This is a genomic window from Pseudomonas putida (genome assembly GCF_028682175.1).
GTDB lineage: Bacteria > Pseudomonadota > Gammaproteobacteria > Pseudomonadales > Pseudomonadaceae > Aquipseudomonas > Aquipseudomonas putida_AD.
This window is the reverse complement of record NZ_JANHKS010000005.1, coordinates 90,050-103,950: the sequence shown is the minus strand read 5'-3', so window position 1 is coordinate 103,950 and position 13,901 is coordinate 90,050. Positions and strand designations below refer to the sequence as shown.

Annotated in this window: 14 protein-coding genes; 11 read left to right on the top strand and 3 right to left on the bottom strand. The window is 63.3% G+C overall.

From position 1 onward, the window contains the following. Nucleotides 1-226: 226 nt before the first annotated feature. Together NPS29_RS05755 and NPS29_RS05750 are read right to left on the bottom strand one after the other, a co-directional pair. Nucleotides 227-1,522 (bottom strand): MFS transporter, encoded by a 1,296-nt coding sequence (locus NPS29_RS05755; RefSeq protein ID WP_274131291.1) that lies wholly within the window; start codon nucleotides 1,520-1,522, stop codon nucleotides 227-229. A 111-nt stretch (nucleotides 1,523-1,633) separates the two neighbouring features. Next, nucleotides 1,634-2,845: a pyridoxal-phosphate-dependent aminotransferase family protein gene (locus NPS29_RS05750; RefSeq protein WP_274131289.1), complete on the bottom strand. Its 1,212-nt coding sequence runs from the start codon at nucleotides 2,843-2,845 to the stop codon at nucleotides 1,634-1,636. 163 nt (nucleotides 2,846-3,008) lie between these two features. Here NPS29_RS05750 and NPS29_RS05745 point away from each other — a divergent pair, with 163 nt between their 5' ends. After that, nucleotides 3,009-3,734 carry a GntR family transcriptional regulator gene (locus NPS29_RS05745; protein WP_274131287.1) on the top strand — a complete coding sequence of 242 codons (726 nt, stop codon included), beginning with the start codon at nucleotides 3,009-3,011 and terminating at the stop codon, nucleotides 3,732-3,734. 360 nt (nucleotides 3,735-4,094) lie between these two features. Next, nucleotides 4,095-4,382 (top strand): DUF2790 domain-containing protein, encoded by a 288-nt coding sequence (locus NPS29_RS05740; protein ID WP_274131285.1) that lies wholly within the window; start codon nucleotides 4,095-4,097, stop codon nucleotides 4,380-4,382. A 93-nt stretch (nucleotides 4,383-4,475) separates the two neighbouring features. Here NPS29_RS05740 and NPS29_RS05735 read toward each other — a convergent pair whose 3' ends face one another. Further along, a complete protein-coding gene (locus NPS29_RS05735; protein ID WP_274131283.1) occupies nucleotides 4,476-5,381 on the bottom strand; it encodes a LysR substrate-binding domain-containing protein in 906 nt (301 codons plus the stop codon). Between the two features lie 223 nt (nucleotides 5,382-5,604). Here NPS29_RS05735 and NPS29_RS05730 point away from each other — a divergent pair, with 223 nt between their 5' ends. The 9 genes from NPS29_RS05730 (at nucleotide 5,605) to NPS29_RS05690 (ending at nucleotide 13,892) form a co-directional block, all read left to right on the top strand. Next, nucleotides 5,605-6,681: an ABC transporter substrate-binding protein gene (locus tag NPS29_RS05730; protein WP_274131281.1), complete on the top strand. Its 1,077-nt coding sequence runs from the start codon at nucleotides 5,605-5,607 to the stop codon at nucleotides 6,679-6,681. An 82-nt stretch (nucleotides 6,682-6,763) separates the two neighbouring features. After that, nucleotides 6,764-7,837, top strand: coding sequence for an ABC transporter ATP-binding protein (locus NPS29_RS05725; RefSeq protein WP_274131280.1), 1,074 nt, complete (start codon nucleotides 6,764-6,766; stop codon nucleotides 7,835-7,837). Continuing rightward, nucleotides 7,824-8,696 carry an ABC transporter permease gene (locus NPS29_RS05720; protein ID WP_274131278.1) on the top strand — a complete coding sequence of 291 codons (873 nt, stop codon included), beginning with the start codon at nucleotides 7,824-7,826 and terminating at the stop codon, nucleotides 8,694-8,696. The genes NPS29_RS05725 and NPS29_RS05720 overlap by 14 nt, the downstream gene beginning before the upstream one ends. 6 nt (nucleotides 8,697-8,702) lie before the next feature. Beyond that, a complete protein-coding gene (locus NPS29_RS05715) occupies nucleotides 8,703-9,500 on the top strand; it encodes an ABC transporter permease (protein ID WP_274131276.1) in 798 nt (265 codons plus the stop codon). Beyond that, complete coding sequence (locus NPS29_RS05710) at nucleotides 9,497-10,639, top strand: NAD(P)/FAD-dependent oxidoreductase (RefSeq protein WP_274131275.1); 1,143 nt, start codon at nucleotides 9,497-9,499, stop codon at nucleotides 10,637-10,639. The genes NPS29_RS05715 and NPS29_RS05710 overlap by 4 nt, the downstream gene beginning before the upstream one ends. After that, nucleotides 10,629-10,982 (top strand): (2Fe-2S)-binding protein, encoded by a 354-nt coding sequence (locus tag NPS29_RS05705; protein ID WP_274131274.1) that lies wholly within the window; start codon nucleotides 10,629-10,631, stop codon nucleotides 10,980-10,982. Before NPS29_RS05710 ends, NPS29_RS05705 begins: the two co-directional genes overlap by 11 nt. Beyond that, the gene (locus tag NPS29_RS05700) at nucleotides 10,979-12,355 is read left to right on the top strand and encodes an NAD(P)/FAD-dependent oxidoreductase (protein ID WP_274131273.1); all 1,377 of its coding nucleotides are present in this window, start codon (nucleotides 10,979-10,981) and stop codon (nucleotides 12,353-12,355) included. Before NPS29_RS05705 ends, NPS29_RS05700 begins: the two co-directional genes overlap by 4 nt. Next, the gene (locus tag NPS29_RS05695) at nucleotides 12,348-13,529 is read left to right on the top strand and encodes an NAD(P)/FAD-dependent oxidoreductase (protein ID WP_274131271.1); all 1,182 of its coding nucleotides are present in this window, start codon (nucleotides 12,348-12,350) and stop codon (nucleotides 13,527-13,529) included. Before NPS29_RS05700 ends, NPS29_RS05695 begins: the two co-directional genes overlap by 8 nt. Nucleotides 13,530-13,541: 12 nt before the next feature. After that, on the top strand, nucleotides 13,542-13,892 hold the full coding sequence (locus NPS29_RS05690) for a RidA family protein (protein WP_400608582.1): 351 nt from the start codon (nucleotides 13,542-13,544) through the stop codon (nucleotides 13,890-13,892). Nucleotides 13,893-13,901: the final 9 nt, after the last annotated feature.

Genomic DNA, 13,901 nt, shown 5'->3' with positions numbered 1-13,901 from the left:
CGCCTGGCTCCCACAGGTTTTGGGCTGCACCCCGGAATTTGCGATCACCCTGGCCCCGTAGCAGTCCGGCTTGCCGGCGATGGCGATCATGAAGACGCCCCCGCCGGCAAGCCGTGCTGCTACGGGTTTGATGTGAAACCAAATCCAGCGAGCCCCCCTGTCCCGTAGCAGCCGGGCTTGCCCGCGGGAGCGATCTTGAGGACGCCGACGCGGGCAAGTTGTGCCGCTACTTGCTGACCACCGCAGACCCTCCCGCCTCAACCGTTGCAGCCGCAGGCTGGCCGTACTCGAAGCGCTTCTGCGGTTTCATCCAGAACGACAGCACGACGCCGATCGCCAGCAAACCAATGCTCACCATGAACGGCAACTGCCAGTTCGCGAACTTGTCGATCAGCAAACCCGCCGCCACAGGGCTGATGATCGCCGCCATGGCTGAACCGGTGTTCATCATGCCGCTGGCCGTGCCGCAATGATCCGGTGCGATGTCCATCGGGATCGCCCACATCGGACCAATCGTCATCTCGGAAAAGAAGAACGCCACCGCCAGGCAGCCCAGCGACACATACATGTCATGGGTAAACATCAGCGGCACCAGCGCCGCCAGGGTGCAGGTCAGGCAGATCGCGACCATGCGGCTGCGGGCGCGGTTCAGATCGCCGGTGCGCTTGTAGATGCGGTCGCTGACGATCCCGCCCAGGGTGTCGCCCACCACCCCGCCAAAAAACACCAGCGAGGAGAAGATCGCCGTGTTCTTCAGGTCCAGCCCCATGTTCATGAAATACATCGGCACCCAGCTCAACAACAGCCAGAGCGTCCAGCCATAGCAGAAGTACACGATGGTCACCGGTGCCATGCGCTTGAACAGCCGGCCCCACGGCAGCGCAATGTTGCTCTTGGGCTTGGGCGGCGGCAGCACGTCCAGTTCCTGGCGAGAGATGCGCGGGTGGTCCTTGGGCTGTTCGGTGAACACCAGCATCCACAGCATCACCCAGACAAAACTGATCCCCGCGCACACATAAAACGACTCTCGCCAGCCGTAGGCTGCCATCACCGCGACCATCGCTGCCGGCGCCAGCGCGTTGCCCAGGCGGGCAAAGGCGTGGGTGATGCCTTGGGCGAAACCGCGTTGATCCTTGGGCACCCAGCGCGACATCGCCGCCGTTGCCGCCGGGAAGGTTGCGCCTTCGCCAAGGCCCAGCAGCAGACGGGCAATGATCAATGAGACGAAACCGCCGGCCAGGCCGGTCAGCACCGTCGCGCCGGCCCAGATGATCCCGCACACCACCAGCGTGCGCTTGGCGCCAAAGCGGTCGCTGACCCAGCCGCCGATGATCTGGAACACCAGGTAGGGATAGGCAAAAGCAGAGAAGACCAGGCCGATTTCGGTCTTGGTCAGGTTGAATTCCTTGCCGAATCCGACCGCGGCGGTACTGACGTTGACGCGGTCCAGGTAGGTGATGAAGTACATGGCGCACAGCATGATGAGCACCACCGTGGTGGGGCGCAGACGTAAAGACTTCATGTTCTATCTCCAGTTTCTTGTTGTTCGCGCCATGGCGGCGCGTTGATTCGGGATAGTGAGAAAGTGCTGCGGGGGCGCTGCGGAAAAGCTCGCAAGCGCCCGTCAGGGCGATCAGTCGCGGCGCAATGGCACCGATTGGCCTCCCAGGTAGTCCATGGCGGCCAGCACGCCGCTCGATTGCAGTTTCACCCCGGCCATCTGCAGGCCCATCTCGCAACCGGTGAGCGTAGCCATCAACGTCAGATCGTTGCAGTCGCCCAGGTGACCGATGCGGAACATGCGCCCCTTGAGCTTGCCAAGGCCGGTGCCCAGGGACATGTCGAAGCGCTCGTAGATCAGCTTGCGCACCTGGTCGGCATCGATGCCTTCGGGCGTCATCACGCCGGTCAGCACCGGGCTGTACACGGCAGGGTCGGCGCACTGGATCTCAAGCCCCCAGGCATTGACCGCCGAGCGGCAGGCGTGGGCCAGGCGGTTATGGCGAGCGAACACGTTGTCCAGGCCTTCGCCCAGGATCATGTCCAGCGCCTCGGACAGGCCATACAACAGGTTGGTGTTAGGGGTGTAAGGCCAGTAGCCGGTCTTGTTCATCTCGACGATTTCTTCCCAGGCCCAGAAACTGCGGGGCAGGCCGGCGTTCTTGCTGGCTTGCAGGGCCTTGGGCGAGAGGGCGTTGAAGCTGATGCCCGGCGGCAGCATCAGGCCTTTCTGCGAGCCTGAAACCGTGACATCGACGCCCCATTCGTCATGGCGATAGTCCGCCGAGGCGAGGCCCGAGATGGTGTCCACCAGCAGCAGCGCCGGGTGCCCGGCGGCGTCGATGGCCCGGCGCACCGAGGCGATGTCGGAGGTCACGCCGGTGCTGGTTTCGTTGTGCACCACGCACACCGCCTTGATGCGGTGGCCGCTGTCGGCGCGCAGGTGCGCTTCGACCATCCCCGCATCGACCCCGCCGCGCCAGCCTTCGATCCCCGGCTTGCCAATGAACTGCGGCTTGAGGCCAAGGCTCAGCGCCATTTTCTGCCACAGCGTGGCGAAGTGGCCGGTTTCGAACATCAGCACTTCATCGCCCGCGCTCATGGTATTGCACAGCGCCGCTTCCCAGGCGCCGGTGCCGGAGGCGGGGTAGATGACAACCGGGTGTTGGGTCTTGAAGATCTTCTTGATGCCATCAAGGACCTTCAGGCCCAGCTCGCCAAATTCGGGGCCGCGGTGATCGATGGTGGGGTAGCTCATGGCGTGCAGGATGCGATCCGGCACCGGGCTGGGCCCTGGAATTTGCAGGAAGTGGCGGCCGGCAGGATGGAAGTCGAGTTTCAGCATGGGTGTCTCCTCTTGTTTTTGTATTTTGAATTCAAAATACGTTAGCACCTCGCTGAGCTACGTCAATGGACGACTTTGAGCTAATATCAGCTGCAAATGGCCCGCTTTAAGTATAAGAACCGCCCTGAAGCCAGCTTTTCGTGATGCAGTAGAGGAATCTTGCATGCAAAATTTCGAGCCGTCGGGCGCCACCCCCGACCCGCGCCTGTCGCTCAAGGTCGAGCGTCAGCGCCTTCATGACATCGTGGTCGAGCACCTGCGCAGCTTCATCACCGAAGGCGTGCTGCCGCCCGGGACCAAGCTCAATGAGCGCGAGCTGTGCGAAACCCTTGGGATTTCCCGCACGCCGTTGCGTGAAGCGCTGAAAGTGCTGGCAGTAGAAGGCCTGATCGACATCAACCCCAACCGTGGCGCCAGCGTTTCGCGCATGTCGGAAATGGAAATTCGCGAGACCTTCGAACTGATGAGCGGTATCGAGGCATTCGCCGGGGAGCTGGCCTGCGAGCGCATCACCCCCCAGGAACTGGAAGACATCAAGGCGCTGCATTACGCCATGGTGGTGAGCAAGAATCAGAACGACTTGCCCGGCTACTACCAGCGCAACCGCGCCATCCACGACATGATCAACCTCGCCGCACGCAATACCGCGCTGCGTCAGGTCTACCTGTCGCTGAACCGACGCATTCAGGCGCTGCGATACCTGTCCAACCAGCAGGCACCGAAGTGGGAGCGGGCATTGCACGACCATGAAGAGATGATCACCGCCCTGCAGGCCCGCGACGGCAAGCGGTTGAGCGAAATCCTGCGGCACCATCTGTTGGAAAAACGCGATGCAATCATGTTGATGGTGCGTTCCGAGGGCGAGCATCCCGATTCGATTCGGCGGTGAAAGCGGCGGGGCCTGCAGCCGGCCTGTCACATGCGCACTCCACCCCGTAGCAGCACGGCTTGCCGGCGGGAGCGGTGTGTCAGACACCTATAATTGACTGATACACCGCTCCCGCCGGCAAGCCGTGCTGCTACGGGTGATATGAAATTTCTATAACGTTAGTTTAACTTTTGTATCGCTAGTTAAAGTAATACTGTATTTCCAGGAATGAAATAATCGCGCTTATATCGATATGGGCAATGTTTCATATCGACCGCAAATATTTATCGCCGCGACGATAACGCGCAACAATCGCTGCCAGAAGCAAACGAATAGACGCTTTGCTCAACTTGCAGACTACTCAGATACTGGAGATCCAAAATGAAATATGTCGCCTTCGCCGCCCTCTCGTTTTTCAGTGTTTTCGCATCGGCCAACGAACTCGCTGACAACACCGCCGCCTCCAACAGCGCGCGTCCACTGACCCAGGTCGAGCAGTACAACCGCCACAAAGGCCTGGACGTAGCCAAGGTCTCCAGCGTAACCACCGCCCAGGATCCAGAGAAAGTCGACGGTCTGGTCAAGTCGAGCATGGTCTACGTTGACAGCCAGGGCGCCACTCACACCCTTGAATACACCACCATGGGTTATGGCCGTCAGAACGGATAATGAAGTCCGGTTTGATTGATGTCCGAACGGTTAAAAGAAAACGCTGCGATGATCGCAGCGTTTTTGTTTGTATGGCTTTTACCCAGTTGATTGTTAACGTTCGCGGGAAACACCTAATACATTTTCGTAAAAGTCCTTGAGCGTCTCGACAAACTCTTCAGCCAGCCGGGTCCGTGCATGGGCGGCCGGCCAGATGACGTAGGTGGGGAACAGGATGTCCGGCTTGAATGGCCGTATCACGATGTCCCGATGCTGGTAATCGCGGGCCACCAGTGGGTGGGCCAGGGTTATGCCCATGCCCAGTGCCACCATCTCGCAGTTGATCGCACTGTATTGCGCCTCCACGGCCATGACCCGTTCCACACCCGCCTGTTCGAAAAGACCGTCCACCAGTGCGCGGGTGCCGTCGCCGTGGCACAGGGAAACGAAGGTTTCGCCTTCGAGATCGGTGAAGGTGATGTGTTCGCGCCCGGCCAGAGGGTGCGAGGCGGGGAGTACGCAGACCGCAGGCACCATCGCCAGCAACTCGCTCTGGTCACTGCTGACGTCACCCGGGTGAACCACCAGGCCAATGTCGCAGAATTGCGATTTGACCCATTGCTCCACAGTCTGCGAGGAGTTCACGTGCAGCGAGACGGTCAACTCCGGACGTGAGTCGGTAAAGGCCTTGAGCGCCCGAGGGATCATGCTCAGGCCGGTGGAGGGAACTGCCGCGACCCGCAGGCGGCCGGTGCCCAGGTTGCGAATGTTCTTCGCCGAAAGCCTCAGCGAATCCATGCCGACGTACGCACGCTCCACTTCCTGAAAGAACGCCTGGCCTTCCTGGGTCGGGATCAGCCGCACCCCGGCGCGTTTGAACAGGCTAAGCCCGGTGCTCAGTTCCAGTTGCGCGATCAGGCGGCTGACGTTGGGCTGCGAGGTGTACAACGCCTCGGCTGCTGCGGTCATGGAGCCCAGCCGCATGACGCTTCGAAACGCTTCGATCTGCCTGAGGTTCATCTGGCCTTCCATATCAAATATGAATAACTAACCCGGATATCCGTATTTGACCATATGGGAGCCCTGTCGCAATACTCGAGTTGCAACCCATAGCGCACATGAAGATGCGCCACCGGGCGATGGATTCGCCCGGATATGCATGCACCGTGCATGCATGGCTTCAGCCTCGGTTGAAGCAACTGACGCATTGTTCGATCTGCCCCATGCACTTCGGAGATAGTCTGTGAATAGCCTTAACTCGTCCCCAGCAACACCGCCGTTTCGTCCTTTCCAGCGCGCCGCGCTCGCCCTTGCCGTGACCTTCGCGGGCCTTGCGAGCCAGCAGGCGCTGGCCGAACCCACCTTGTACGTCGCCGGTGTCGGTGGATCCACCGAGCAGATGTACAAGACCCAGGTCATTCCCGCCTTCGAAAAACAGCACAACGTCAAAGTGGTGTACGTGGCGGGCAACTCGACCGAAACCCTGGCCAAGTTGCAGGCCCAGAAAGGCCGCCAGCAGATCAACGTGGCGATGATGGATGACGGCCCGATGTACCAGGCGCTGCAGCTTGGCCTGTGCGAGAAGCTCAGCGATGCGCCGGTGTACAAGGACCTCTATCCCCTGGCGCGGTTGAGCCCCGAGGCGACCGGCATTGGCGTGGTCGCCACTGGCATCGGCTACAACGAGGAGGCGTTCAAGAAGCGCGGCTGGGCAGCCCCGGACTCCTGGGAGAACCTCACCGACCCGCGCTACAAACAGCTGCTGGGCATGCCGCCGGTGACCAACACCTACGGCCTGCACACCCTGGTCGAAATGGCCCGCCTGCGCGGCGGCGACGAGAAGAACATCGACCCCGGCTTCAAGGCCCTCAAGGATGAAATCGGCCCCAACGTGCTGGCCTGGGTGGCCGCGCCCGGGGAAATGGACGGCATGATGCAGAACGGCGATGTGGTCATGGCGGTGTACGGCAGCGGCCGCGCCGTGGCACTGCAAGGCACTGGCTTTCCGCTGAAATTCATCTACCCCAAGGAAGGCGGCATCGCCTTGCAGATCGCGGCGTGCGGCGTCACGCCCAATGCCCAGCCCGAGCTGTCCCAGGCGTTCATCCAGTATGTGCTTTCGCCTGAAGTCCAGGAAATCCAGGCCCGGGCCAACGGCTTCGCGCCGGTCAACCAGACCGTGAAGCTGCCGCCCGATGTGGCCTCGCGCATGCCTTACGGCCCCGAGAAGGTCAACGCCCTGATCAAGGTCGACTGGGACACGATCAACCAGCAACGTGGCGAGTGGACCACCCGCTGGAATCGCACTGTCGAGCGCTGATCTCAGGTCACGCAGACAGCGGCATCCCCGATCCTTCCGAAAACCATCCTGGAGACGCAGGCCTGGCCTGCGTGGCACGCCAATGGCATTTCTAACACTCGAAGGCATCGTCAAGAGCTACGGCAGTTTCAAGGCCATTGACGGTTTGAACCTGGAAGTCCGGCACGGCGAGTTCATCGCGCTGCTCGGGCCTTCCGGCTGCGGCAAGACCACCACCCTGCAATCGATCGCCGGTTTCGTGCAGCCCACCGAAGGGCGGATCGTCCTCGACGGGCGCGACATCACCCACGTCCGTCCCGAGCAGCGCGGGCTGGGCATCGTCTTTCAGAGCTATGCGCTGTTTCCGCACATGACCGTGGCGCAGAACATCAGTTTTGGCCTGGAGATGCGCGGCGTGCCCAAGGCCGAACGCAAGAAACGCATCGATGAAGCACTGGATCTGGTGCGCCTGGGCGGGCTGGGGGAGCGTTACCCCAAGGCGCTCTCGGGCGGGCAGCGTCAGCGGGTGGCGATTGCCCGGGCGCTGGCGATCCGGCCCAACCTGTTGCTGCTCGACGAGCCCATGTCCAACCTCGACGCCAAGCTGCGCGAAGAGATGCACATCGAACTGCGCTCGATCCAGCGCGAGTTGGGCATTACCACGATTCTGGTGACCCACGACCAGGTCGAGGCCATGACCATGAGCGACCGCATCGCCGTGATGCACAAGGGTCGCATCGTGCAGATCGACACGCCGTTCGAGGCCTACGAACGGCCCCATTCGCCGTTCGCCTCGGCGTTTCTGGGCAAGACCAACGCCTTTGCCGGCGCCGTGCAATTGCGCAACGCCCGCTGCTGCCATGTGCAGGTCCACGACACCCTGCTGCACGTACCCCACGAGGACCGCTCGCTGGGCAATGACGTCAACGTCTACATCCGCCCGGAAAAGATCCGCCTGACGGCCTCGGGCAGTGGCCGTATCAGCGGGCGCATCCGCCTGCGGGTGTTCCTCGGCAACCTGTGGCTGATCGCCGTGGAGAGTCATCTGGGCCTGGTGCACATGACCCAGCCCAACCTCGGCACGCCGCCACCGGAGGAGGGCAGCGAGGTCGGGCTTGACTGGTCCGATGACGACCTGCGGTTGCTGGATCGGGAGGTCGCCCATGGCCAGGTATGACGCCGAACACGTCGGCGCCGCGCCCTGGATTCTCAGCGGCCCGGCGCTGCTGGTGTTCATCGCGCTGCTGCTGGCGCCCCTGATGCTCACCGCCGTGCTGTCGCTGAACCTGTTCAGTGACACCGAAGGCGTGATCCCGGCCTACAGCCTGGGCAATTACCTGGAGGTGTTCAAGGACAGCTATTTCCACGACATCTTCCTGCGCACCGGCGGCATGGCGCTGGCGGTTACGGTGCTGTGCGTGCTGCTGGGCATTCCCGAGACCATCATCATCGCGCGGATGGCGCCGCGCTGGCGCTCATTGTTCCTGCTGGTGGTGCTGGGTCCGCTGCTGATTTCGGTGGTGGTACGCACCCTTGGCTGGGCGATTCTGCTGGGCAATAACGGCCTGATCAACGACGCCCTGCAAGCACTGGGCATCACCGAGCAACCGGTGAAGATGCTGTTCACCCAGGTCGGCGTGATCATCGCCCTGACCCACGTGCTGGTGCCGTTCATGGTGATTGCGGTGTGGGCGACGTTGCAGCGCCTGGACCTGCAAGTGGAGTGGGCCGGGTTGTCGCTGGGCGCCTCCAGGCTGACGGTGTTTCGCCGGATCATCCTGCCGCAGATCATGCCGGGCGTGCTCTCCGGGTCGATCATCGTGTTCGCCCTCGCAGCCTCGGCCTTCGCCACCCCTGCGATCATCGGCGGACGGCGCCTGAAAGTGGTGGCCACCGCAGCCTATGACGAGTTCCTCGGCACCCTCAACTGGCCCCTGGGCGCAGCCATCGCGATGCTTCTGCTGGTGGCCAACCTTGTCATCATCCTGGGTTGCAGCAAGCTGGCCGAGCGCCGCTTCAAGCAAGTCTTCGAGTAGACGACCATGCACAAGAACGGATTTTTCTCGCTGCTGTTTCATGCTGCTTTCGTCACCTTCATCGTTGCGCCGCTGGTGGTGGTGATGGTCATGGCGTTCACCAGCAAGGGCTATCTCTCGTTGCCCACCGACGGCCTGTCGCTGCGCTGGTTCCGGGCGTTGCTGGAAAACCAGGAAATGCTCGACGCCTTCATGCTGTCGATCAAGCTGGGCCTGGCGTCGGCCACCATTGCCGCGCTGCTGGCGATTCCCGCGGCACTGGCGATCAGTCGCTACGACTTTCCCGGGCGTGGCGCGCTGACCGGCTTTCTGCTGTCGCCGCTGATGATTCCGTCGGTGGTGCTGGGCATCGCTTTTTTGCGCTTCTTTTCCTTGGCGCACATCGGCGGCTCGCTCTGGGCCCTGACCCTGACCCACGTGATCGTAGTGCTGCCTTATGCACTGCGCCTGACGCTGGCGTCGACCATCGGCCTTGAGCGCGACATCGAGCACGCCGCGCTGTCGCTGGGCGCCACGCGCTGGAAGGCCTTTTATCGGGTGGTGTTGCCGCGCATCCGCACCGGTGTGATCGGTGGCTGGATGCTGGCGTTCATCCAGAGTTTCGATGAGCTGACCATGACCGTTTTCGTCGCCACGCCGGGCACCACCACGTTGCCAGTGGCGATGTACAACCAGATTTCCCAGACCATCGACCCCTTGATCACCGCAGTGTCCACGGTGCTGATCCTCGGCACGCTGCTGTTGATGCTGGTATTGGACCGGCTGGTCGGGCTGGATCGGGTACTGATCGGAGAAGGCAAATGAGCCAGGATGCAAACGGCGTCACCCAGGCGGACGTGATCGTGATTGGTGGCGGCCTGGTCGGCACGGCGGTGGCCTACGGCCTGGCGCGCAACGGGGCGGACACCCTGGTGCTGGATCAGGGCGACGATGCCTTCCGTGCCTCGCGGGGCAATTTCGGGCTGGTCTGGGTGCAGGGCAAGGGCCACGACCTGCCGGACTATTCGCGCTGGACGCGGTCGTCTGCGGCGCGCTGGGCGGGGTTTGCCCAGATGCTGCTGGGCGATGGCGGCGTCGATGTGCAGCTCAGGCAGCAGGGTGGCTTTCACATGTGCTTCAGCGATGACGAAATGCTTGAGCGCCAGACACGGCTGCAAACCCTGCAGGATGCGCTGGGCGACTACCCGTTCCAGATGCTCGACGCCGCAGACCTCAAGGCCCGCCTGCCGCTGATCGGCCCGGCGGTGGTGGGCGCCAGCTATACGCCCCAGGACGGCCACGTCAATCCGCTGAAACTGCTGCGGGCATTGCACGCATCGACCCAGGCCCGTGGTGGGCGGCTGATCGGTGGGGTGCAGGTGGATCGTATCGATTGCGCGGCGGGCGAGTTCTGCGTTACGGCTGGCCAGCGTCGCTTCATCGCGCCGCGGATCGTGCTGGCGGCGGGGCTTGGCAATCCGGGCCTGGCCCGACAGGTGGGACTGCATGCGCCGGTGGCGCCCAACCGCGGGCAGGTGCTGGTCAGCGAGCGGGTCCGGCCGTTTCTCGACTACCCGACCATCAATGTGCGCCAGACCGACGAGGGCACCGTGCAACTGGGTGACTCGATGGAGGAGGTGGGGTTCGACGATCGCACCACCACCGAGGTGCTGGCGAAAATCGCCCGGCGCGGCGTCTCGACCTTCCCGCTGCTGAGCCAGGTGCGGCTGGTGCGGGCCTGGGGCGCGCTGCGGGTCATGAGCCCCGATGGCTTTCCGATTTACCAGCAGTCGCCGCTGCATCCGGGGGCGTTCGTGGTCACCTGCCACAGCGGCGTGACCCTGGCTGCCGCCCACGCCCTGCGCATCGCGCCGTGGATCATGGGCGGCGAGCAACCCGAGGAGCTGGGGGTGTTTACCGGCGACCGTTTCCTGACTGACAAGGTGTTTTCCCATGCGCACTGAACCGTTGTTTCAACCGGTCATGAGTGAGGTCAGGTCGACACGCACCGTGAGCCTGACTTTCAACGAACAACCCCTGAATGTTCCGGCAGGCACCAGTGTCGCGGCGGCATTGCTGATGTCCGGGATCGGCCGGTTTCGCGCCACGCCGGTCAGCGAGTCCCCGCGCGCACCCTATTGCATGATGGGCGTGTGCTTCGAATGCCTGGTGGAGATCGATGGCGTGCCCAATCGCCAGAGTTGCCTGATCGAGGTCAGCGAGGGCATGCGCATCCGCTCTCAGGAAGGCGCTCGCGACCTGATGTTCGCGCCCGTGGATGTCGAGACGTTCGAGGTGCACCCATGAATCCGGTCAATGTCGATGTGGTGGTCGTAGGGGCCGGTGCTGCCGGTATGTCGGGCGCCGTGGCGCTGGCCCGCTCCGGGTTGCAAGTGGTGTTGCTGGACGAGCAGGGCAGCCCAGGCGGGCAGATTTACCGGGGCATCACCCTGGCGCCGCTGGGCCGTCGCGACATGCTTGGTCCCGATTACGCCCATGGCAACGAGTTGGCGCAAGCGCTGGCCGCGTCCAGCGTCCAGTACGAGAAGGGCGCGGCGGTGTGGCAAGTGACCCGCGATCATCAGGTCAGCTACCTGCGCGACGGGCGCCTGCATACCTTGCAGGCCAGGGCGGTGCTGCTGGCCACCGGCGCCATGGAGCGACCTTTTCCGATTCCGGGCTGGACCTTGCCAGGTGTGATGACCGCGGGCGCGGCGCAGATCCTCCTGAAAAGCTCAGGCCTTGCGCCGAGCGAGCCGGTGGTGCTGGCCGGCTGCGGGCCGTTGCTGTACCTGCTGGGCTGGCAATACCTGCGCGCGGGTGTGCCGATCAAGGCACTGGTCGACACCACCCGCCCCGAAGACTACTGGCGTGCGCGGCGTCACCTGTTTGCCGCATTGCGCGCCTGGCCTTACCTGCGCAAAGGGCTGGACCTGATGCGCGGCCTGCGCAGCGCCGGCATCGCCCATTATACCGGCGCCGAGCAACTGGCCATTGAAGGCGAGGAGGCCGCTCGCGCGCTGGTCTTCACCGTCGGCGGCAAGGCTCAGCGGGTGGCGACTCGTTGCGTGTTGCTGCACCAGGGTGTGGTGCCGAACATCCAGTTCAGCCAGTCGTTGCGCGCAAGTCATCACTGGGACGTGGATCAATTGTGCTTCAGTCCCAAGGTCGACCCCTGGGGCGCGCTGGATGTACCCGGCATCTATGTGGCAGGCGATGGCGCCGGTATCGGCGGCGCCCAAGCGGCTGCGGTGCAAGGCGAGCTGGCCGCATTGGGCATCGCCCGGCAAATGGGCACCCTCAGTGACGCCCAGCGCGATTATCGCGCCGAGCCGCTTCGCGCAAGGCTTGAGTCGAACCTGCGCATCCGGCCGTTCCTCGATGCCCTGTACCAGCCCAAGGAAGCCAATCGCATCCCCGCCGACGAGGTCATGGTGTGCCGCTGCGAAGAAGTCACGGCCGGCGAACTGCGCCAGTTCGTGGCGCTGGGCTGCACCGGGCCGAACCAGGCCAAATCCTTCGGACGTTGCGGCATGGGGCCGTGCCAGGGGCGCATGTGCGGCCTGACGGTCACTGAAGTCATTGCCAAGGCGCGCGGCGTATCGGCGTCGGAAGTCGGCTATTACCGGATTCGCCCGCCAATCAAGCCGATCACACTGGGAGAGCTTGCCGGTGAATAGTAAGAGCACTCGGCAAAGCGATGTGCTGGTGATCGGCGGCGGCATTCATGGTCTCAGTACCGCGTTTCACCTGGCGCTGCGCGGGGTCAAGGTGACGGTGCTGGAAGCCGATTACTGCGCCCGTCATGCCTCAGGTGTCAACGCCGGAGGGGTGCGCACGCTGGGCCGGCACACGGCGGAAATCCCGTTGGCGCTGTCGTCCCGCGAGCTGTGGCACGAACTTGGAAGCGTGCTGGGCGACGACGGCGGTTTCGTCGCCAGCGGCCAACTGAAACTCGCGGAAAACCCAGCCGAACTGGAGGAGTGCAGACGCCGGGTGCAGCAGCTTCAGGCGCTGGGTTTCGATCATGAAGTGCTGATCGACCAGCAGCAGGTGTTCGAGATCATCCCCACTGTGGCCCGTCATGTGGTGGGCGGCATCTGGGTCAAGGATGACGGCTATGCGCTGCCGTTCAGAACCGTGACGGCGTTTCGTCTGGCCGCTGAAAAACTCGGTGTGCAGGTGCTGGAAGGCACCAAGGCGCAGTACATCGAACAAAGCGGCAGTCAGTGGAAAGTCGTGACGCCTGCCGCGGTGTTCAGCGCCGAGCATCTGGTGATTACCGCCGGGGCCTGGGCGCAGGAGCTGGCGGCGCAAGTGGGCGAGCCGGTGCCTGCGCATCCCGAGGGGCTGATGCTGATGGTCACCCATCGGGTAGCGCCCTTTTGTGCGCCAACCCTGGGAGCCACCGGGCGTGCGCTGTCGTTCAAGCAGTTCGCCAACGGCACCGTGGTCATCGGCGGCAAGCTGATCGGCGCGCTGGATTTTCCGGCCCGCCATGGCGAGGTCGACATGACCCGTCTGGGCACCAGTGCGCGCACCGTGACCGACCTGTTCCCGCACCTGAAGCACCTGGGCGTCAACCGTGTGTGGGCCGGGGTCGAGGCCTTCACCGCCGACGATCTTCCGGTGATCGGCGCCAGCCGCAAGGCGAGCAAACTCAGTTACTCGTTCGGCTTCTGCGGCAGCGGATTCCAGATGGGCCCCGGCACCGGCAGACGCCTGGCCCAGCAGATTCTCGGCGAGCACTCGGACATTTCCCTTGCGGCCTTCGCCATCGACCGCTTCACCAGGACAACCAGTGCCGACGCGCTGGCCACCCATCAACACGCTGCACCCATTACCAACCATTGAGGAGTTCACATGCTGGAAATCACCCGTATCGAAACCAACCAACGCATGAGCCGCGTCGTGCAATGCAACGGCTTCACGTTCCTGGGCGGGCAGACCGCAACCGACCGCAGCCTGGACATCAAGGGCCAGACCGCGCAGGTACTGGAGAAGATCGACAACTATCTGGCCAAGGCCGGCCTGGACAAGACCCGCATTCTCAGTGCTCAGGTATGGCTGTCGGACATCGCAGCCAACTTTGCCGGCATGAACGAGGTGTGGGATGCCTGGGCACCGGAAGGCCACGCACCTGCCCGCGCCACGGTTGAATCGCGACTGGCGGCGCCTGATCTGCTGGTGGAAATCACGGTGGTGGCGGCAGGCTGATGTGCCCGC

Coding starts and splice junctions, on each gene's coding strand:
- NPS29_RS05720 (WP_274131278.1), top strand. CDS start 7,824: ATGGCCAGGTATGACGCCGAACACGTCGGCGCCGCGCCCTGGATTCTC.
- NPS29_RS05740 (WP_274131285.1), top strand. CDS start 4,095: ATGAAATATGTCGCCTTCGCCGCCCTCTCGTTTTTCAGTGTTTTCGCA.
- NPS29_RS05700 (WP_274131273.1), top strand. CDS start 10,979: ATGAATCCGGTCAATGTCGATGTGGTGGTCGTAGGGGCCGGTGCTGCC.
- NPS29_RS05705 (WP_274131274.1), top strand. CDS start 10,629: ATGCGCACTGAACCGTTGTTTCAACCGGTCATGAGTGAGGTCAGGTCG.
- NPS29_RS05745 (WP_274131287.1), top strand. CDS start 3,009: ATGCAAAATTTCGAGCCGTCGGGCGCCACCCCCGACCCGCGCCTGTCG.
- NPS29_RS05735 (WP_274131283.1), bottom strand. CDS start 5,381: ATGAACCTCAGGCAGATCGAAGCGTTTCGAAGCGTCATGCGGCTGGGC.
- NPS29_RS05755 (WP_274131291.1), bottom strand. CDS start 1,522: ATGAAGTCTTTACGTCTGCGCCCCACCACGGTGGTGCTCATCATGCTG.
- NPS29_RS05710 (WP_274131275.1), top strand. CDS start 9,497: ATGAGCCAGGATGCAAACGGCGTCACCCAGGCGGACGTGATCGTGATT.
- NPS29_RS05725 (WP_274131280.1), top strand. CDS start 6,764: ATGGCATTTCTAACACTCGAAGGCATCGTCAAGAGCTACGGCAGTTTC.
- NPS29_RS05715 (WP_274131276.1), top strand. CDS start 8,703: ATGCACAAGAACGGATTTTTCTCGCTGCTGTTTCATGCTGCTTTCGTC.
- NPS29_RS05750 (WP_274131289.1), bottom strand. CDS start 2,845: ATGCTGAAACTCGACTTCCATCCTGCCGGCCGCCACTTCCTGCAAATT.